Source organism: Mesorhizobium sp. WSM4814 (assembly GCF_055811595.1).
The window spans coordinates 83,427-100,177 of the sequence record NZ_JBVVQT010000016.1 but is presented as its reverse complement, the minus strand read 5'-3'; the positions used below and the strand labels follow the sequence as shown (position 1 = coordinate 100,177).

General features: G+C 64.1%; 13 protein-coding genes. 6 read left to right on the top strand and 7 right to left on the bottom strand.

Annotated features, from left to right (window positions below; all coding sequences use genetic code 11):
• Positions 1-201 precede the first annotated feature (201 nt).
• The 3 genes from thiP to AC0L2V_RS22350 all read left to right on the top strand — a co-directional run bounded on the left by thiP (position 202) and on the right by AC0L2V_RS22350 (position 4,307).
• Positions 202-1,821 carry a thiamine/thiamine pyrophosphate ABC transporter permease gene (thiP, locus tag AC0L2V_RS22360; protein WP_473521198.1) on the top strand — a complete coding sequence of 540 codons (1,620 nt, stop codon included), beginning with the start codon at positions 202-204 and terminating at the stop codon, positions 1,819-1,821.
• The gene (thiQ, locus tag AC0L2V_RS22355; RefSeq protein WP_473521197.1) at positions 1,818-2,588 is read left to right on the top strand and encodes a thiamine ABC transporter ATP-binding protein; all 771 of its coding nucleotides are present in this window, start codon (positions 1,818-1,820) and stop codon (positions 2,586-2,588) included. The genes thiP and thiQ overlap by 4 nt, the downstream gene beginning before the upstream one ends.
• A 291-nt stretch (positions 2,589-2,879) precedes the next feature.
• Positions 2,880-4,307, top strand: a complete 1,428-nt coding sequence (locus AC0L2V_RS22350; RefSeq protein WP_473521216.1) for a M48 family metalloprotease — start codon at positions 2,880-2,882, stop codon at positions 4,305-4,307.
• Positions 4,308-4,537: 230 nt separating this feature from the next.
• On the opposite strand, the gene AC0L2V_RS22345 is transcribed toward AC0L2V_RS22350, so the two are convergent.
• Complete coding sequence (locus AC0L2V_RS22345; protein ID WP_128181614.1) at positions 4,538-5,401, bottom strand: RNA polymerase factor sigma-32; 864 nt, start codon at positions 5,399-5,401, stop codon at positions 4,538-4,540.
• Between the two features lie 345 nt (positions 5,402-5,746).
• Here AC0L2V_RS22345 and AC0L2V_RS22340 point away from each other — a divergent pair, with 345 nt between their 5' ends.
• The 3 genes from AC0L2V_RS22340 (at position 5,747) to AC0L2V_RS22330 (ending at position 8,130) form a co-directional block, all read left to right on the top strand.
• A complete protein-coding gene (locus tag AC0L2V_RS22340) occupies positions 5,747-6,520 on the top strand; it encodes an amino acid ABC transporter substrate-binding protein (protein ID WP_023803897.1) in 774 nt (257 codons plus the stop codon).
• Between the two features lie 159 nt (positions 6,521-6,679).
• Positions 6,680-7,360, top strand: coding sequence for an amino acid ABC transporter permease (locus AC0L2V_RS22335; protein WP_128170983.1), 681 nt, complete (start codon positions 6,680-6,682; stop codon positions 7,358-7,360).
• Positions 7,357-8,130 carry an amino acid ABC transporter ATP-binding protein gene (locus tag AC0L2V_RS22330; protein WP_473512246.1) on the top strand — a complete coding sequence of 258 codons (774 nt, stop codon included), beginning with the start codon at positions 7,357-7,359 and terminating at the stop codon, positions 8,128-8,130. Before AC0L2V_RS22335 ends, AC0L2V_RS22330 begins: the two co-directional genes overlap by 4 nt.
• 201 nt (positions 8,131-8,331) lie before the next feature.
• Here the strand turns inward: AC0L2V_RS22330 and AC0L2V_RS22325 are convergent, their stop codons facing one another.
• From AC0L2V_RS22325 to AC0L2V_RS22300, 6 genes are all read right to left on the bottom strand, one after another.
• On the bottom strand, positions 8,332-8,913 hold the full coding sequence (locus AC0L2V_RS22325; RefSeq protein WP_027152934.1) for a CarD family transcriptional regulator: 582 nt from the start codon (positions 8,911-8,913) through the stop codon (positions 8,332-8,334).
• A gap of 466 nt (positions 8,914-9,379) precedes the next feature.
• Complete coding sequence (gene fdxA, locus AC0L2V_RS22320; protein ID WP_023803892.1) at positions 9,380-9,718, bottom strand: ferredoxin FdxA; 339 nt, start codon at positions 9,716-9,718, stop codon at positions 9,380-9,382.
• 251 nt (positions 9,719-9,969) lie between these two features.
• Positions 9,970-10,359, bottom strand: a complete 390-nt coding sequence (locus tag AC0L2V_RS22315) for an RNA-binding S4 domain-containing protein (protein ID WP_473512245.1) — start codon at positions 10,357-10,359, stop codon at positions 9,970-9,972.
• 14 nt (positions 10,360-10,373) lie between these two features.
• Positions 10,374-13,760, bottom strand: coding sequence for a helicase-related protein (locus tag AC0L2V_RS22310; protein WP_473521196.1), 3,387 nt, complete (start codon positions 13,758-13,760; stop codon positions 10,374-10,376).
• Between the two features lie 760 nt (positions 13,761-14,520).
• Entirely contained in the window at positions 14,521-15,246 is a 726-nt protein-coding gene (phbB, locus tag AC0L2V_RS22305; RefSeq protein ID WP_128170628.1) for an acetoacetyl-CoA reductase, read from the bottom strand.
• Positions 15,247-15,368: 122 nt separating this feature from the next.
• A complete protein-coding gene (locus tag AC0L2V_RS22300; RefSeq protein ID WP_091593553.1) occupies positions 15,369-16,547 on the bottom strand; it encodes an acetyl-CoA C-acetyltransferase in 1,179 nt (392 codons plus the stop codon).
• Between the last annotated feature and the right edge of the window lie 204 nt (positions 16,548-16,751).

Here is a 16,751-nt window from a genome sequence, read left to right as displayed (position 1 = left end):
TGGGGGGGGGGGGCGCCGCCCCCCCCCCCCCCCCCCCCCGGCGGCCCCCCCCCCCCCCCCGGCGGCGGCGCGTGCCCCGCGTGTGGCCCAACCCCCCCCGTGGGGGGGGATTTGGCCGGCTGGCCAGAAGGGGGTGGGCGGGAACTCGACCTCAGCCACATCCCATCTTTCAGCGCCCGCCGTTAAGTTGGGCAGCGCGGAATGCACACTGGCCATCGTAGAGATCCCCGCATCACCGCCGGCACCATCGCGCTTGCCGCTGTTGCGCTGCTGATCGGCGGCGCGTTCGCCGGGCTCATCGTCGAAGGCGCACGCGATCCGTCCGGCGCCGCGTCGGCCTTCGATTCCTACCTCTTCCGCGTCGCCCGATTCACGCTGTGGCAGGCATTGCTGTCGACGCTGCTCTCCGTCGTGCCGGCGCTGTTCGTGGCGCGGGCGCTGTCGCGGCATCCGCGCTTCTTCGGTCGCGGCCTGATCCTGCAGCTCTTCGCCGTGCCGCTCGCGCTGCCGGCCATCGTCGCAGCACTCGGGATTCTGGCACTCTATGGCCGTGCCGGCTATTTCGCCGGCGTGCTCAGCGCGATCGGCGGTCAGGGCTGGCCGGGCATATACGGCCTGTCCGGCATCCTCGTCGCCCATGTCTTCTTCAATCTGCCGCTGGCCACGCGGCTGTTCCTCGAAGCGCTTGCGACAGTGCCGGCCGACCAGTGGCGGCTGGCGAGCCAGCTCGGCATGGGCGCCAGGCCCGCCTTCCGGCTGATCGAATGGCCAACGCTGCGCGCGGCGCTGCCGGGCGTCGCCGGGCTTGTCTTCATGCTCTGCATCACATCCTTTACCATCGTACTCACGCTGGGCGGCGGGCCGCGTGCGACAACGCTGGAGGTCGCCATCTACCAGGCGCTGCGTTTCGATTTCGATCCTGCCCGCGCGGTGACGCTGACAGTGCTGCAGATCGCGCTGACCTTCGTCGTCGTGCTGGCATTGATGCGGCTCGGCGCCAATACCGTCGGCGACGCCAACCTGCCGGTGGCTTCGCGCCGCTATCTTTCGGCCGGCGCCGCCGAGACCGTGCTGAACACAGCATTGATCATCCTCGCTTTGCTGTTCGTCGCCGGGCCGATGGCGGCCACGGTCACCTCAGGCCTTGGCGCCGATCTCGGCCGGCTGGCGGGCGAGAGCGCGGTGCGGCAAGCGGCGCTGACCAGCGCCGTGCTCGCCTTGCTGGCGGCGCTGCTTGCAGTGGCGCTGTCGCTGTCGCTGGTCATGGCACGCCGGGCGCTGGCCTTGAGGCGTCGCGTCGGCGCCAGGACGCCGCTCGAATACGCCACGGATACCGGCGCCGGTTTCGTCCTCGTCGTGCCGCCCGTCGTCATCGGCGCCGGCTGGTTCCTGCTCCTGCGGACCGTCAGCGACGTCTTTGCCATCGCCCCTGTCATGGTCGTCGCCGTCAATGCGGTGATGGCGATGCCGTTTGCCATCCGCGCCATTCGCCCCGGCTATGATGCGGCGAGCGAACGCCACGAACGGCTCTGTTTGCTGCTTGGCATTTCGGGCTGGAACCGTTTCCGGCTGGTCGACTGGCCGTCGCTGCGGCGGCCGCTCGCCACCGGTTTCGCGTTCGCGATGGCTTTGTCGCTCGGCGATCTCGGCGTCATTGCCCTGTTTGGCAGCGACTCCCTGCAGACGCTGCCTTATCTCCTGCTGGCCCGCATGGGCAGCTACCGCACGATGGACGCGGCCGGCCTGGCATTGCTGCTCGGCCTGGTCTGTCTCGCGCTTGTCCTGGCCGCGGACTGGCTGGGACGGGGAGAAAGATCATGACGCTCAACAGCGAAAACGGTACGGCTGTGCGGCTGGAAAAGGCCTCGTTCAGCTATGGCGAAGCGCCGTTTTTATTCGATGTCGAGTTCGCCGCCTCGAAGATCACCGCCATCATGGGGCCGAGCGGCTCGGGAAAATCGACACTGCTCAATCTGGTGGCCGGCTTCGAGACGCCGCAATCGGGCCGCGTGCTGATCGGCGGCGCCGATGTCGGCGCCAAACCGCCGTCGGCGCGGCCAGTGTCGATGGTGTTCCAGGAAAACAATCTCTTCGCCCATCTTTCGGTCGAACGAAATGTCGGCCTTGGCCGCTCGCCATCGCTCAGGCTGACCGAGGCCGACCACGCTGCAATCGCCGCGGCGCTCAAGCGCGTCGGCCTTGCCGGCAAGCAACAGCGCCTGCCGCGCGAACTCTCCGGCGGCGAGCGGCAGCGCGTCGCGCTCGCCCGCGTCCTGGTGCGCGACCGGCCGGTTCTCTTGCTCGACGAACCGTTCGCCTCGCTCGGACCGGCGTTGCGCGACGACATGCTCGATCTGGTAGCCGACGTCCATGTGGAGCGACGCATGACGGTGCTGTTCGTCACCCATCAGCCGGAGGACGCCCACCGTGTCGGCCAGGACATGGTGTTCCTGGACAATGGCACGGTTGCCGCAACCGGGACTGTCGCCGATTTTTTTACCAAGGCTGGACCGGAAGCCTTTCGGCGCTATATCGGTGCAGGTCCGTTTGGCGCAGGATCACGAGATGTTGCCCGGAAGCGGACATAATTTACGGCCAAACCGGCTTCAGGCGATGTGGCGTTTGCTTGCCATGGTCAAAGTAGTGTGGCTAGGTCCTCCGATACTGGTCCGGCATAGGTTGTGATTTGCCACTACGGTGCCATCCGCGCTCGTGGGCTCGAAGGACGCTGTGGCAGTTGATTTTGCGCATGATCTGAAAATCGATGCCCGATTTTCGGGCCATGTGCTGAGAGCCGAAAGGAAGCTGTTCTGCCGACCGGCACAGACAGAGTGAGAAGGAAACCGCTGGCGCGCTTCCTGGCGCTGGCCGGCTTTGCCATGGCGTTGGCAAGCTGCCAGATGTTCACGCCTCCGGACGTTCAGGAATCAGCCTTCCAGCCTTCCAGCAAACCGGTCACCGTCGACAATGTTGCCGCCAACAGCAAGGTCGCCGAAATGGCCAAGGCGCAGCATCCGCGCATCCTCGCGACCTATGGCGGCGAATATTCCGATCCCAAGCTTGAGCGCATGGTCGCCAAGGTCGTCGGCAGCCTGACGGTGGTTTCGGCCAACCCGAGCCAGACCTACCGCATCACGATCCTCAATTCGCCCAACGTCAACGCTTTCGCATTGCCTGGCGGCTATCTCTACATCACGCGCGGCCTGTTGGCACTGGCCAACGATTCGGCCGAGCTCGCCGCGGTCATCGCGCATGAGATGGGCCATGTCACTGCAAACCACGGCTTGCAGCGCCAGCAGCTCGAGGCGGAGGAAGGCTTTGCGACAAAAGTCGTCTCGGATGTGCTCGGCGACAGCCCGACCGCCAAGGCGGCACTGATCCGCGGCAAGCTGCGGCTTGCCCAGTTCTCGCGCAACCAGGAGCTGGAGGCCGACGGCATCGGCATCAAGTCGATCGGCGAGGCGGGCTTCGATCCGTTTGCCGCCGGCCGCTTCCTGCAGTCCATGTCGGCCTACACCGATTTCCGCTCGATCAGCGGCGCCACCGACGCCAGCCTCGACTTCCTGGCAACGCACCCGAACACGCCGCAACGCATCGATCTGGCGCAGCGCCATGCCCGCCAGTTCGGCGCGCCCGGCGTCGGCACGCGCGACCGCGACGCCTTCCTCGCCGGCATAGACGGGCTGCTCTACGGCGACACGCCGGAGGAAGGCTATGTGCGTGGCGAAACCTTCCTGCATCCGGGGCTCGGCGTGTCGTTCTCGGTGCCCGACGGCTTCATCATCGACAACTCGGCCGCGGCGGTGACGGCAACCGGGCCGGGCGACATAGCGATCCGCTTCGACGGCGTCTCGATCGACAGGAACCGATCGCTGACCGACTACCTCCGCAGCGGCTGGGTGGCCGGTCTCGACGAAAGCAGCGTGCGCCAGGAAACAATCAACGGCAACGAGGCGGCGACGGCGCATGCCAGCGCCGAGGGCTGGCAGTTCGGCATCGCGGTGATCCGCGCCGGCGGCCAGGTCTACCGGCTGCTGACGGCAGCCCCCTCCGCCAGCACTTCGCTGGACGCGGTGGCGCGCTCGGTCAGCGGCTCGTTCCGGATCTTGAGCGCGGCCGAAAAAGCAGCGCTGAAGCCGCTGCATATCCGCGTCGTCACGGTCCGGCCCGGACAGACCATGGGTTCGCTCGCGGCGCAGATGGTCGGCGTCGACCGCAAGCTCGACCTGTTCAGGGTGCTCAATGCAATGTCGCCCGGCGCAGCCGTTTCGGCCGGCGACAAGGTCAAGATCATCACCGACAGATAGGGTGTGTCGATATTCAGGTGATGCCGGCCCGCAAACGGCAATTTCCTGCGCTTTCGACCTTCGCCGGCCGGAGCACTCATGAGCGGTCGCGGCAGTAAGGCTACGGCCGGCGTAGGCCGGTGCTCACGTACTTTATGTACGCTCCGCTCCGGTTCTCGGAAACCACCTGGTTTGGTCGCTTCGCGCCCGTCTTCGACTCCGACTCGTCCTAACCTGAATCGCAACACACCCTAGGCGGCGGTCGCCAGAAACTCGGGGTTTTGCTTCACCAGCGCTATCTTGAGCTTTTCCATGGCGCGTGCCTCGATCTGGCGGACGCGTTCCTTGGAGATGCCAAGCGCCTCGCCGAGGGCTTCGAGCGTCGCGCCCTCGTCGCTCAGCCGGCGTTCCTCGATGATCCTGAGCTCGCGGGCATTGAGCGCGCCGAGCGCGGTTTTCAGCCAGATAGAGCGGCGTTCGACATCGATCGTGTCGCCCACGACTTCGTCCGGCAAAGGATCGTCCGAAACCAGAAAATCCATTCGCTCGGTGGCGCCCGCATCGTCGGCGAGCGGCTGGTTGAGCGAACTATCCGGGGCCGAAAGGCGCGAGTCCATCATCGCCACGTCGGCCTCGGAGACGCCAAGCGCCACCGACACCTCGCGGTAGAGTGAGGTGTTCGAGATCGGCTCGGCACCGTTCGCCAAGCGGGCGCGCAGGCGCCGCAAATTGAAGAAGAGCGCCTTCTGCGCCGAACTGGTGCCGCCGCGCACGATCGACCAGTTGCGCAGGATATAGTCCTGCATCGAGGCACGGATCCACCACGTCGCATAGGTCGAAAACCGCACCTCGCGCTCCGGTTCGAAACGGGCCGCTGCCTCCAGCAGGCCGACATGGCCTTCCTGCACCAGGTCGCCGAGGGGCAGGCCATAATGGCGGAACTTCGAGGCCATGGAAATAACCAGCCGCATATGCGCCATGGCGATTTGGTGCAGTGCCTGCTGGTCGTTGTCTTCCTTCCAGCGCAGCGCGAGAACATGCTCCTCGTCGCGCTCGAGATAGGGGGCTTTCATCGCCGCGCGGACCATGGTTCGCCCTGCCGTATCTTCCATCATGCCACGCTCCCTGTTCCGGGCGTTGCGGTGCGATCGCTCGCCCCTAAGCTGGCATCGTGGTTGAATTGGCGACGCCGCGCCCTACAACAGCCAACAAACGTGCCACCCGCGCGAATGGTTCCGCCGCTGATGTCGCGTGGATTGCACTGTTCGAAAGCTCGATGCGGCGGTCGCTCCTCGGCCGGTTGGCGTGAGTCGATGTGGTTTTGAGAATTGGATTTCGAAAGTGTCTCATTTTTGAAATCTGGTTCCTTATTTCGCCAGGCTGCATCTGTCAGTTTCCGGCGCTCACAAATGCGCCGGACGCCGGCCCCGGACGCCGGCCAATGACGGGATCACAGAAAAATGAAATGGCTCAAATCGCTTATCGTCGCCGCAACACTGCAGGTACTGGCAGGCACATCAGGCCATGCCGGCGCCAATCTCGATCAGATCAAGCAGGCCGGTGTCTTCAAGGTCGGCACGGAAGGTACCTATGCCCCCTTCACCTATCATGATGCCTCGGGCGCACTGGTCGGCTTCGACGTCGAGATTGCCAAAGCGATCGCCGAGCGACTCGGCGTCAAGGCCGAATTCCTCGAAGGCAAATGGGATGGGCTGATCGCCGGCCTCGACGCCGAGCGCTATGACGCTGTTATCAACCAGGTCGGCATCACCGAGGAGCGCAAGGCCAAGTATGATTTCTCCGATCCCTATATTGCTTCCAAGGCGGTGCTGATCGTGCGCGGCGACAATACCGACATCAAGAGCTTTGCCGACCTGAAGGGCAAGAAGGCGGCGCAGTCGCTGACCTCGAATTTCGGCAAGCTCGCCGAAGCGAACGGCGCCGAACTCGTCGGTACCGATGGTTTCGACCAATCGATCCAGCTGCTTCTTACCGGCCGTGCCGATGCCACCATCAACGACAGCCTGTCCTTCCTCGATTTCAAGAAGCACAAGCCCGACGCCAATGTGAAGATCGCCGCGCAGGAAGAAAACGCAGACTATTCCGGCGTGCTCGTGCGCAAGGGCGATCCGGAACTGGTCGCCGCCATCAATCGGGCGCTGGCCGACATCAAGGCCGACGGCACCTACCAGAAGATCGCAGACACTTACTTCGGCCAGGACGTTTCGAAGTAAGCGCATTTCCCGGAGCCGGCTGGTTGCCGTTCCGTACGGCCAAGTATCGCGGCGAGCCGTCTTTGACGGCCGCCGCTTTTGGCGTGATATGACGACCGTATGGTCGCGCCTCGATGCTGCCGGGCCGATTTTTGGGCGGCAATCTCGCAAGGAGTTTTCGTGCCGCACTGGCTGCAATTGATGCTGGATTCGTTGCCCACGCTGCTATGGGCCGCGCTGATCTTCACCGTGCCGCTAACGCTGCTGTCGTTCGCATTCGGTCTCTTCGTAGGACTGGTCGCAGCGCTCGTCCGGCTGTTCGGCCCGAAGCCGCTGGTCGCCGTGGTCCGCTTCTATGTCTGGATCTTCCGTGGCACGCCGCTTCTGGTGCAGCTCTTCCTGATCTTCTACGGCCTGCCGTCGGTCGGCATCCTGCTCGACGCCTTTTCAGCCGCGTTGATCGGCTTCACACTCAATATCGGCGCCTATACGTCGGAGATCATCCGCGCCGTTATAGGCTCGGTGCCGAAGGGGCAGTGGGAGGCGGCCTATTCGATCGGCATGACCTGGGGCCAGGCGATGCGACGCACTATCCTTCCACAAGCGGGCCGCGTCGCGGTGCCGCCGCTGTCCAACACCTTCATCTCGCTGGTCAAGGATACATCACTTGCCGCCGCCATCACGGTGCCGGAGATGTTCCAGGCGGCGCAGCGCATCGTCGCCACCACCTATGAGCCGCTGATCCTCTATGTCGAGGCGGCGGCTCTCTATCTGGCGCTGAGCTCGGTGCTGTCGGCGTTGCAGACGCGCCTGGAAAAGCGGCTCAACCGCTATGGCGGCTTCCTGGAGGCGCGCGCATGATCGGCCTCACCGACATCGAGAAGCGTTTTGGTGACAATCTCGTGCTGAAGGGCGTGACCGTCACCATCGAGGAAGGGAGCGTCACCGCCCTTGTCGGCCCCTCGGGCGGTGGGAAAAGCACGCTTCTGCGCTGCATCAACCTGCTCGAGATCCCGACCTCGGGCACGGTGCGCATCGGCGACGACGCGCTTGAATTCCACCCCGGCGGCAAGGTGCCCGGCAGGGCCATCCAGCGCCTGCGGCTGCAGACCGGCATGGTGTTCCAGAATTTCCAGCTGTTCCCGCACCGCACGGCGATCGAAAACGTCATGGAGGGGCTGGTGACGGTGTTGAAATGGCCGGCCGGGCGAGCGCGCGAGCGGGCGCTCGCCCTGCTCGAAAAGGTTGGAATGGCGCACAAGGCCGACGCCTGGCCGGCGACGTTGTCAGGCGGCCAGCAGCAACGCGTGGCGATCGCCCGGGCGCTGGCGCCATCGCCGAAAGTGCTGCTGTGCGACGAGCCGACTTCGGCGCTCGATCCGGAACTGGCGCAGGAGGTGGTCGACGTGCTCGGCCAGCTCGCCAGCGAGGGCACCACCATGGTGATGGCGACGCATGATTTGCGCCTCGCCTCCAAAATCGCGCAGGAGGTGGTGTTCCTCGACGCCGGCAGCGTCGTCGAGAAAGGCCCCGCCGCGGTTTTGTTCAGCAATCCGGAGCGCCAGCGAACCAAGCGGTTTATCGCGACGCTGAAGCAGGAGGCAGAGAAGGAAACCGGTGGCGAAATTTAAGGCATGTCGCCCAAAAAGTGCGTAGCGGTTTGGGGTGACGATCACTAATGCAGGGCGCGCGGTGGTCTTGCGATCACGACATGCATAACAACAACAACAACAACCTAAAGCGCGTCGCATGAATCCAGTCAAACGCGACGAGCTTAGGAATAAAAAAACCCGGCGCGAGGCCGGGTTTTTCCAAATTAAGGCGAGAAGCGCTCAGGCTGCTTCTTCCTGCTCGGCTTCTTCGTTGTCGGCCTTGGCGCCGCGCTTCGGTCCCTTGTTGAGGTTCACCTCGATGAGGCGCACCGCTTCGGTCTCCGACATGCGGTTGACGGCCGCGATCTCGCGCGCCATGCGGTCGAGCGCCGCCTCATAAAGCTGGCGTTCGGAATAGGACTGCTCCGGCTGGTTGTCGGCGCGGTAGAGGTCGCGCACAACTTCCGAGATCGAGATCAGGTCGCCGGAATTGATCTTCGCATCATATTCCTGGGCGCGGCGCGACCACATGGTGCGCTTGACGCGGGCGCGGCCCTGCACGACCTTCAGCGCGCGATCGACGTAATCCTCTTCCGACAGCTTGCGCATGCCGATAGAGGTCGCCTTGGCGACCGGAACCTTCAGACGCATCTTGTCCTTCTGGAAGTCGATGACGAACAGTTCCAGCTTGTGGCCCGCAACTTCCTGCTCGTCGATCGAGACGATCTGGCCGACGCCATGCGCCGGATAGACGATGTACTCGCCCGTCTTAAAACCGTGACGCGCTGCGCTGGACTTCTTCTGCGGGGTGATTGTTGCCATTACGCCATGAACTCCTTGGTGTGGAACCGGCATTCTGCCGGTCGAACTCGCGCGATCGGGTACCGATCGTTAGCCGCACAACTACGAACCCACCGGAAAAGCCGAGGGCGGCAAATCGCATAGTCGCGACTGCCTGCCCCAGATCACTCTGGTCGGATTGAAAAATTCACCTTTCAGTGATTTGGGGCGTTTGCGCCATAAATCGACGTTGTGTCACCGGCATGTTTGGTTGGTGTAGCACAAAAAGTCGGAAGAATCAAGGTTTTGCTGCACGCGCGAAGGTCAAGCGCGATCTCCGCCTGTCAAGGCAGTTAACGGGCGGTGCCTGTCAGCACGCGTGATGCCGATCAAACCGGCGTCGCCGTTACGGTGCCACGCGCCCGTTTTGGACGCGCAAGGACGATGTGACACCTTGATCTGGCGCATGGTCCTTCCGAAAATCGATTTCGATTTTCGCGGTCGAGCGCTAGTCGCCCTGGCCGGGCTCGGGGGAAAAATATTTTTCGAACTTGCCGGCCTCGCCATCGAAGGACTTGGCATCGGCCGGAGGCTCCTTCTTGGCGGTGATATTGGGCCATTTATCGGCGTACTCGGTGTTGATCTGCAGCCATTTGTCGAGCCCTGGCTCGGTGTCCGGCTTGATCGCGTCGGCCGGGCATTCCGGTTCGCAGACGCCACAGTCGATGCACTCGTCGGGATGAATGACGAGCATGTTCTCGCCCTCATAAAAACAGTCGACCGGACAGACCTCGATGCAGTCCATGTATTTGCATTTTATGCAATTATCGGTCACGACATAGGTCATCGGTCGGCTCCGGGACGTCCCCTTTTATCAGGGCGACGTGGCGTCCAATCGGACGCACAAGGTACGCTGTAACACTTTGAAACCACGCATCGTGCGCTTGGAAAATCGATATCGATTTTCGGGCCGATGCGGTAGGCTTTCTTGGTGAGGTAACGTCTTTGCCCGCCGCTTGCAAGGGCGGCCATTGCTTGTGATGCCGGTGTTTCCGGAATGGATTTCCAGCCGGCGATGCGACGAAAGCCGGTTATGCGTCAGTCGTCGTCGCCGAACAACCGGTCGGTCTCCCGGCGTTCCTTCTTGGTCGGGCGGCCGCTGCCGGCATCTCGCAGTGCGGGGATCGCATCGCGAACGGCCTCGCCCTTTGGTGCCGGCGGCGGCGAGATATCCTCGTAAAGCAAGCGCGCTTCCTCGGCGGGACCGCGCCGGCTGCCGGTGCCGAGCACCTTCCAGACGAAGATGCGCCGCTCGAGAGTGATGGTCAGGACGTCGCCGAGGCGGACCAGATCGGAGGCCTGCGCTGCTTTGTCGCGATTGATGCGAACGCGTCCGGCCACCACCAGCTTCGCCGCCAGCGAGCGCGATTTCACCGCACGCGAAAAGAACAGCCATTTGTCGATGCGCTGGCGGGCATCAGTGACCATCGGAGCGAACGAACTTACTTCTTCAGCTGGTCGCGCAACGCGGCGAGCTTGGCGAAGGGGGAATCCGGGTCGAAGCGCACCGGACGCTCCTCGCGAGGCTTCGGCTGGAACGCGGGCTTTCCACCAGGCGCGCCGCTCTTGCCGTCCGGCCTGCCGCCTTTCCAGTCGGGCCGGCTTTCGCGACGATCGGGGCGCTCGCCCTGCGGCTTGCCTTCGCGCCGTTCGCCTGGCTCGCCCTGGGGCTTGGGCTTGAACTTGCTGCGGTCGAAGCGCGGCTTGCCGGCGCCGTCGCCGTCGCGGCGTCCTTCACGGGCGGGCCGGCCGCCCGGTGCGCCGGTCTGCTGCCCGGCCTCTGCCGGCGCGTTGCTGCGGCCATCGCGCGCGGCTTGTGGGCTGCGCGGGCGATTGTCCCTGTCACGGGGCCGGTTGTCGTGGTGGCGGTGGCGTGGGCGCTGGTCGAAGCGGCCCTGCCGCCACAACAGGATGGGTTTTGGTTCTTCGGCCTCTTTCTCGGCCACTGGAGCAGCCTCGCCGGTGGCGGCTTCCACTGCCGCGGCAGGTTCGGCCGAGACTGCTGCCGTTGCGGGCGAGGCTTCGGAAGCCGGCTCCGCCTGTGCGACCTCAACCTCGGCGGTTTCGGGTGCTGCCTCTCGAATTGCGGCTTCAGCTGCAGGCAGACCCTCTACCGTGACCTCAGGCGGAGTTTGCAGCTGAGCTTCTGCGACAGGTTCCGCTTCGGTAGCGGGTTCCGCGAGAGCCTCCGCCGTGGCTTCTGCCACTGCATCCGGCTCAGAACTGTCGGCCGGCGTCTCGACGGCTGCGTCGGCAATCGCGGCTTCCGCTGCCTTGGCCTGCTCGGCTTGTGCCTCCGCCGCCTGCTTGGCCGCGGCGGCTTCACGCGCGACATTGTCCTGTGCCTCGAGCCGTGCCTTCACCTCGACAGCCGGCTTCGGCTCGGCCCGGTAGCCGAGGCCTTTCAAGATCTCTTCCATATCGTCGGCCGTGGCGCCGAGGATCGACATCATCGGCGGCGTTACCATGAAGGACTGACCGTCATAGGCGCCGTCGGGGCGCTGGCCGAGGCCCGGCTTCCAGTTGGTTGCGGGCCGGATCAGGTCGGCCAGCCGTTCGAGGATGTCGACGCGCACCGCACGACGGCCGAGATTGCGGTAGCCGGCCAGCTTGTAGAAGGTCTTGTCGAAGGTGGGATCGATGACCACCGAGGTGCGGCCGGAGGCCAGCGCGTGAACCACGTCGCCAAAGCCAGGCTTGTCCTTGCCGTCGTTCTGCAGCGCCCACAACAGCGTCACCAGTCCGGCCGGGGCCGGCTTGATCAGCGCCGGCACGAAGACGTGGTAGGCGCCGAAGCGCACGCCGAGCCGGCGCAGGGCGGCGCGGCCCTCCTGGTCGAGCGACTTCATCTCCTCGGCGATGTCGCGGCGGTTGATGAGGCCGAAATTCTCGACGAGCTGGAAGGCGATGCCGCGGCCGATGCCGGTGATCTGCTCGGCGTTCTTGAGGTCGACCAGCGGCTTCAGCAGCGACTCGATCTGGAAATTGACGAAGCGCTCGGCGCGCGCCGCGACCTTGTCGCGGGCGGGACCGGTGAGCTGCTCGTCGGCCAACAGCACCAGGCGCGGCTTCAACGGCTCGTCGCCTGCGACCAGCGTGCCGATCGGCGCGCCGATCCAGCGCAGCGTGCCATCGGAGCCGAGCGCGATGTCGCCATTGGCCGAGGCGCCGAAGCGTTCGGCCCGCGCCTCGAATTCGGCTGCAAGCGCCTTCTGGGCTGCTGTGCGCACCGCCTTGGCGTCCTCGCCGCCGGCGCTTTGGTCCGCGGTGAAGCGGAACCCCTGCAACTCGCCGACATGATGGCCTTCGACGAGGACGGTTCCGGTTGGACTGATTTCGGCTTCAGGCATGGTATTTTCTCTAAGGCGCCGCATGAGGACGGAAGTCCTGCGGTCTACGAAGCGTTTCGTCAACCGCTCATGCAGCGCATCCGACAATCTGTCTTCGATTTCGCGCGTCTTTTCCTGCCAGTGTGCCTGATCGGCCAGCCAGCCGGGCCGGTTGGAAACGAAAGTCCAGGTGCGGATCTGGGCGATCCGGTGCGACAGCGTGTCGATGTCGCCCTCGGTGGTGTCGGCGCGGCGTACCTGCTCGGCCATGTAATTCTCATCGACATGGCCATGCCTGGCAAGGTCCATGTAGATCGAGGCGATCAGGTCGGCATGCTGAGCCGGGGCGATCTTCCTGTAATCGGGAAGGGCGCAGGCCTCCCACAACAGCGCCACGCGCCTGGCGTCGGTGGCAAGCGCCCGGATGTCCTCGTCGCGGGACAGATGTTCGAGCGCCTGCGCATCGACCGCCGGCAGCGCGCGCGTCAGGCCTTCAACCGGCGCGTTGGTCTCGATTGAGCGCTTCAGCGCGTCGAGGTTGGCGAAATCGAAACGCGCGGTGCGCCATTGCAGCACCTTCACCGGGTCGAAATCATGCGCTTCGATCTTCTTGACCAGTTCCTCGTCCAGTGGATCGACCTGGCCGGTGACGCCAAAAGTTCCGTCGCGCAAGTGGCGGCCGGCGCGGCCGGCGATCTGGCCGAGCTCGGCCGCCGTCAGGTTGCGATACTGGTAGCCGTCGAACTTGCGGTTCTGGGCGAAGGCGACGTGATCGAGATCGAGGTTGAGGCCCATGCCGATCGCATCGGTGGCAATCAGATAATCGACATCACCCGACTGGAACAGCTCCACCTGCGCGTTGCGGGTGCGCGGCGATAGCGCGCCGAGCACGACTGCCGCACCGCCCTGCTGGCGGCGGATCAGTTCGGCGATGGCATAGACCTCGTCGGCGGAGAAGGCGACGATCGCCGTACGTCGCGGCAGGCGGGTCAGCTTCTTGGAGCCGGCATAGGCGAGATGCGACAGCCGTGGCCGCGTCACCACCGACACCCCCTTCAGCAGACGCTGGAGGATTCCGTGCATGGTCGCTGCGCCGAGCAGCAGCGTCTCCTGGCGGCCGCGCAGATGCAGAATGCGGTCGGTGAAGATGTGGCCGCGCTCGAGATCGCCGGCCAGCTGGACCTCGTCGACGGCAACGAAGGCGGCGTCGGTCTCGCGCGGCATGGCTTCCACGGTGCAGACCGAATATCTGGCGCCGTCGGGCTGGATCTTCTCCTCACCGGTGATGAGGGCCACCTTGTGAGCGCCGACTTTTTCGCAGACGCGCGAGTAGACCTCGCGGGCGAGCAGCCTGAGCGGCAGGCCGATAATGCCGCTTTCATGCGCCACCATGCGCTCGATGGCGAGATGGGTCTTGCCGGTGTTGGTTGGCCCGAGCACAGCGGTCACGTCGCGGCCTGACAGGATCAGTGGCTCAGTGTGTTTCGGCTGGATGTTCATCGACCTGGAAATTAAGGCTCTCTGCCTCGCGTTGTCGGGAGCGCGCCCGTGGTGGCGCGGGTGACAGCCGACACATAGGGATTTCGGGCGCGAAGCGAAAGCAGAATATTCCGATGGCAGCTCGAAGCCTTCCGTCGGCATCGATAATCCGTTTCGCCGTTTCGATTTAACAGATGGAACGAGTCTGGAACGAATCGGCTACGAATCGCTGACTCGCGCAGATTCAGGTTTTGTTCACGGCTACATCTGGATTTTTCGCCGGCGAGTCTCACCACATGCTGAATCGCCGAACTGGCCCGTTTCATGCAGGGCTGACGTCGCCGTTAACCTTTGCCGCTGAACGATCGATGCAGGTCGGCCGGCGTCATCCAACACTCTGAAATAATTAAACTTTCCTAACGCGCCTTAACCATTTGGGGATGTTTTTCAGCCTTTGTCGTTTAACACTGCGCTCAAAGCCGGAACGAAACGGCGACGAATCGGCGCCGAAGCATGTTTCCCGGTTTGTTCACCCCCATATGTAGTATCGTGAACAGGTTTTCCACCTGTTATCCACCGGCGGGGAGCAGGGTTTTGCACAGGCCGCACGGCCGCCGTTAACCCTTTGCGTGCCGCTTCGGCACAAATCGGCGTCACGCCCGTCGGTCGGCGCAGTCGCTGACCAGGATGCCAGCAATGCAAAACGGCCTGGTTCAAGCCTCTCCCATGGCATAGCGCTGCCGCAGCGGGCTGCAACAGTCACCGGCAACAGGCCGACGCCTCAGGTGATATATTGGCCGCCATTGGCTGATATGGTCGAGCCGGTGATGAAACCGGCATCGTCGGAAGCGAGGAAGACGACGCAGCGTGCGATCTCTTCTGGCTCGCCGAGGCGGCCGACCGGGATCTGCGGGATGACGCGCTCATTGAGCACCTTCTCGTCCATCGCCCTGACCATCTCGGTGGCGATGTAGCCGGGGCAGATGACATTGACGGTGATACCGACCCGCGCCCCTTCCTGGGCGAGCGCCTTGGTGAAGCCGATATCGCCGGCCTTCGACGCCGAATAATTGACCTGGCCGGTCTGGCCTTTCTGGCCATTGATCGAGGAGATGGTGATGACGCGGCCGAACTTGCGGTCGCGCATGCCGACCCACAGTGGGTGCGTCATGTTGAAGACGCCGGAAAGATTGGTGTCGACGACCTCTTTCCACTGCTCGCGCGTCATCTTGTGGAACATGGCGTCGCGGGTGATGCCGGCATTGTTGACCAGAACGGAAACCGGGCCGAGATCGGCCTCGATCTGCTTGATGCCGGCGGCGCAGGCATCGTAGTCGGCGACCGACCATTTGTAGACGGGGATGCCGGTCTCTGCCTTGAATTTCTGCGCCGCTTCGTCATTGCCGGCGTAGTTCGCGGCGACCTGATAGCCGGCGGTTTTCAGGCCGATCGAGATCGCGGCGCCAATGCCGCGCGACCCACCGGTGACGAGTGCTACCTTTGTCATAATATCCTCCCTTTTTCTCGATCGGCGGGCGGCGAACGGAAACGCTCTAACGGCGGAGCCTGTTCGCCACCGACTGTTTCACGGCTTGCTCGCTCCGTCCTCACGGCGCTTTGCAGATGACTTCACAGCGCTTCCACGCACATGGCGACCCCCATGCCGCCGCCGATGCACAGCGTGGCAAGGCCTTTCCTGGCGCTTCTGCGGCGCATCTCGTAAACCAGCGTGTTGAAGATGCGGGCCCCGGAGGCGCCGATCGGATGGCCGATGGCGATGGCACCGCCATTGACATTGACGATCGACGGATCCCAGCCCATGTCCTTGTTGACGGCGCAGGCCTGGGCGGCGAAGGCTTCGTTGGCCTCGATCAGGTCGAGATCGCCGACCGACCAGCCGGCCTTGGCCAGCGCCTTGCGCGAGGCGGGAATAGGCCCGGTGCCCATGATCTGCGGATCGACACCCGCGGTCGCCCAGGACACGATGCGCGCCAGCGGCGTGATGCCACGCTTTGCGGCTTCCGCTTCGGTCATCAGCAGCACCGCGGCGGCGCCGTCATTGATGCCGGAGGCATTGGCGGCGGTCACCGTGCCGTCCTTGTCGAAGGCCGGTCTCAGCTTGGTCATGGCCTCGATCGTGGCGCCGTGGCGGATATATTCGTCCTGGTCGACAATGGTGTCGCCCTTCTTGCCCTTGACGGTGAAGGCCACGATCTCGTCCTTGAATTTGCCGGCTTTCTGCGCGGCCTCTGCCTTGTTCTGGGAGGCCAATGCGAGCTGGTCCTGGTCCTCGCGGGTAATCTGGAACTGGCGAGCGACGTTTTCGGCCGTGTTGCCCATGTGGTAGCCATTGAAGGCATCCCACAGCCCATCCTTGATCATGATGTCGATCATCTTGTAGTCGCCCATCTTGACGCCGGCACGCAGGTGTTGAGCGTGCGGGGCCAGCGACATCGATTCCTGCCCGCCGGCGACGATCACCTTGGCATCGCCTGTCGCGATCTGCTGCATACCGAGAGCAACAGCGCGCAGACCTGAGCCGCAAACCTGGTTGAGGCCCCAGGCGGTGGTTTCCTTTGGCAGGCCGGCTTCGATAGATGCCTGGCGGGCGGGGTTCTGGCCCTGAGCCGCGGTCAGCACCTGGCCGAGGATGACCTCGTCGACTTCCGCCGGCTCGACACCGGCACGAGACAGCAACTCCTTGATGACGACGGCACCAAGCTCATGCGCCGGCGTGGCGGCGAAGGCGCCGTTGAAGGAACCGACGGGCGTGCGCGCCGCACTGGCGACAACGATGGCAGCGGACATGTTCTTCTCCACACTTCGAGGTATCGAGGTTTTGGTATCGCAGTTTGTATCGTCAGGGCTTTTCTTGCCCTTTCAATGATCCAAGTCAAACCGGAAATGGGCATACCGGCCATGCGCCGCAAGCAGGTTGCGCATCCGTGGTGGATACAGCCGGCCCATTGCTGCGCAGCATTTTTAGTCCGCCGTGCAGCATTAATTGATGCC

Bases quoted from the DNA above. Each gene is read 5' to 3' on its own strand.
- thiP (WP_473521198.1), top strand. From the start codon at position 202: ATGCACACTGGCCATCGTAGAGATCCCCGCATCACCGCCGGCACCATC.
- AC0L2V_RS22345 (WP_128181614.1), bottom strand. From the start codon at position 5,401: ATGATGGAAGATACGGCAGGGCGAACCATGGTCCGCGCGGCGATGAAA.
- thiQ (WP_473521197.1), top strand. From the start codon at position 1,818: ATGACGCTCAACAGCGAAAACGGTACGGCTGTGCGGCTGGAAAAGGCC.
- AC0L2V_RS22330 (WP_473512246.1), top strand. From the start codon at position 7,357: ATGATCGGCCTCACCGACATCGAGAAGCGTTTTGGTGACAATCTCGTG.
- phbB (WP_128170628.1), bottom strand. From the start codon at position 15,246: ATGACAAAGGTAGCACTCGTCACCGGTGGGTCGCGCGGCATTGGCGCC.
- fdxA (WP_023803892.1), bottom strand. From the start codon at position 9,718: ATGACCTATGTCGTGACCGATAATTGCATAAAATGCAAATACATGGAC.
- AC0L2V_RS22340 (WP_023803897.1), top strand. From the start codon at position 5,747: ATGAAATGGCTCAAATCGCTTATCGTCGCCGCAACACTGCAGGTACTG.
- AC0L2V_RS22315 (WP_473512245.1), bottom strand. From the start codon at position 10,359: ATGGTCACTGATGCCCGCCAGCGCATCGACAAATGGCTGTTCTTTTCG.
- AC0L2V_RS22350 (WP_473521216.1), top strand. From the start codon at position 2,880: ATGGCGTTGGCAAGCTGCCAGATGTTCACGCCTCCGGACGTTCAGGAA.
- AC0L2V_RS22325 (WP_027152934.1), bottom strand. From the start codon at position 8,913: ATGGCAACAATCACCCCGCAGAAGAAGTCCAGCGCAGCGCGTCACGGT.
- AC0L2V_RS22310 (WP_473521196.1), bottom strand. From the start codon at position 13,760: ATGAACATCCAGCCGAAACACACTGAGCCACTGATCCTGTCAGGCCGC.
- AC0L2V_RS22300 (WP_091593553.1), bottom strand. From the start codon at position 16,547: ATGTCCGCTGCCATCGTTGTCGCCAGTGCGGCGCGCACGCCCGTCGGT.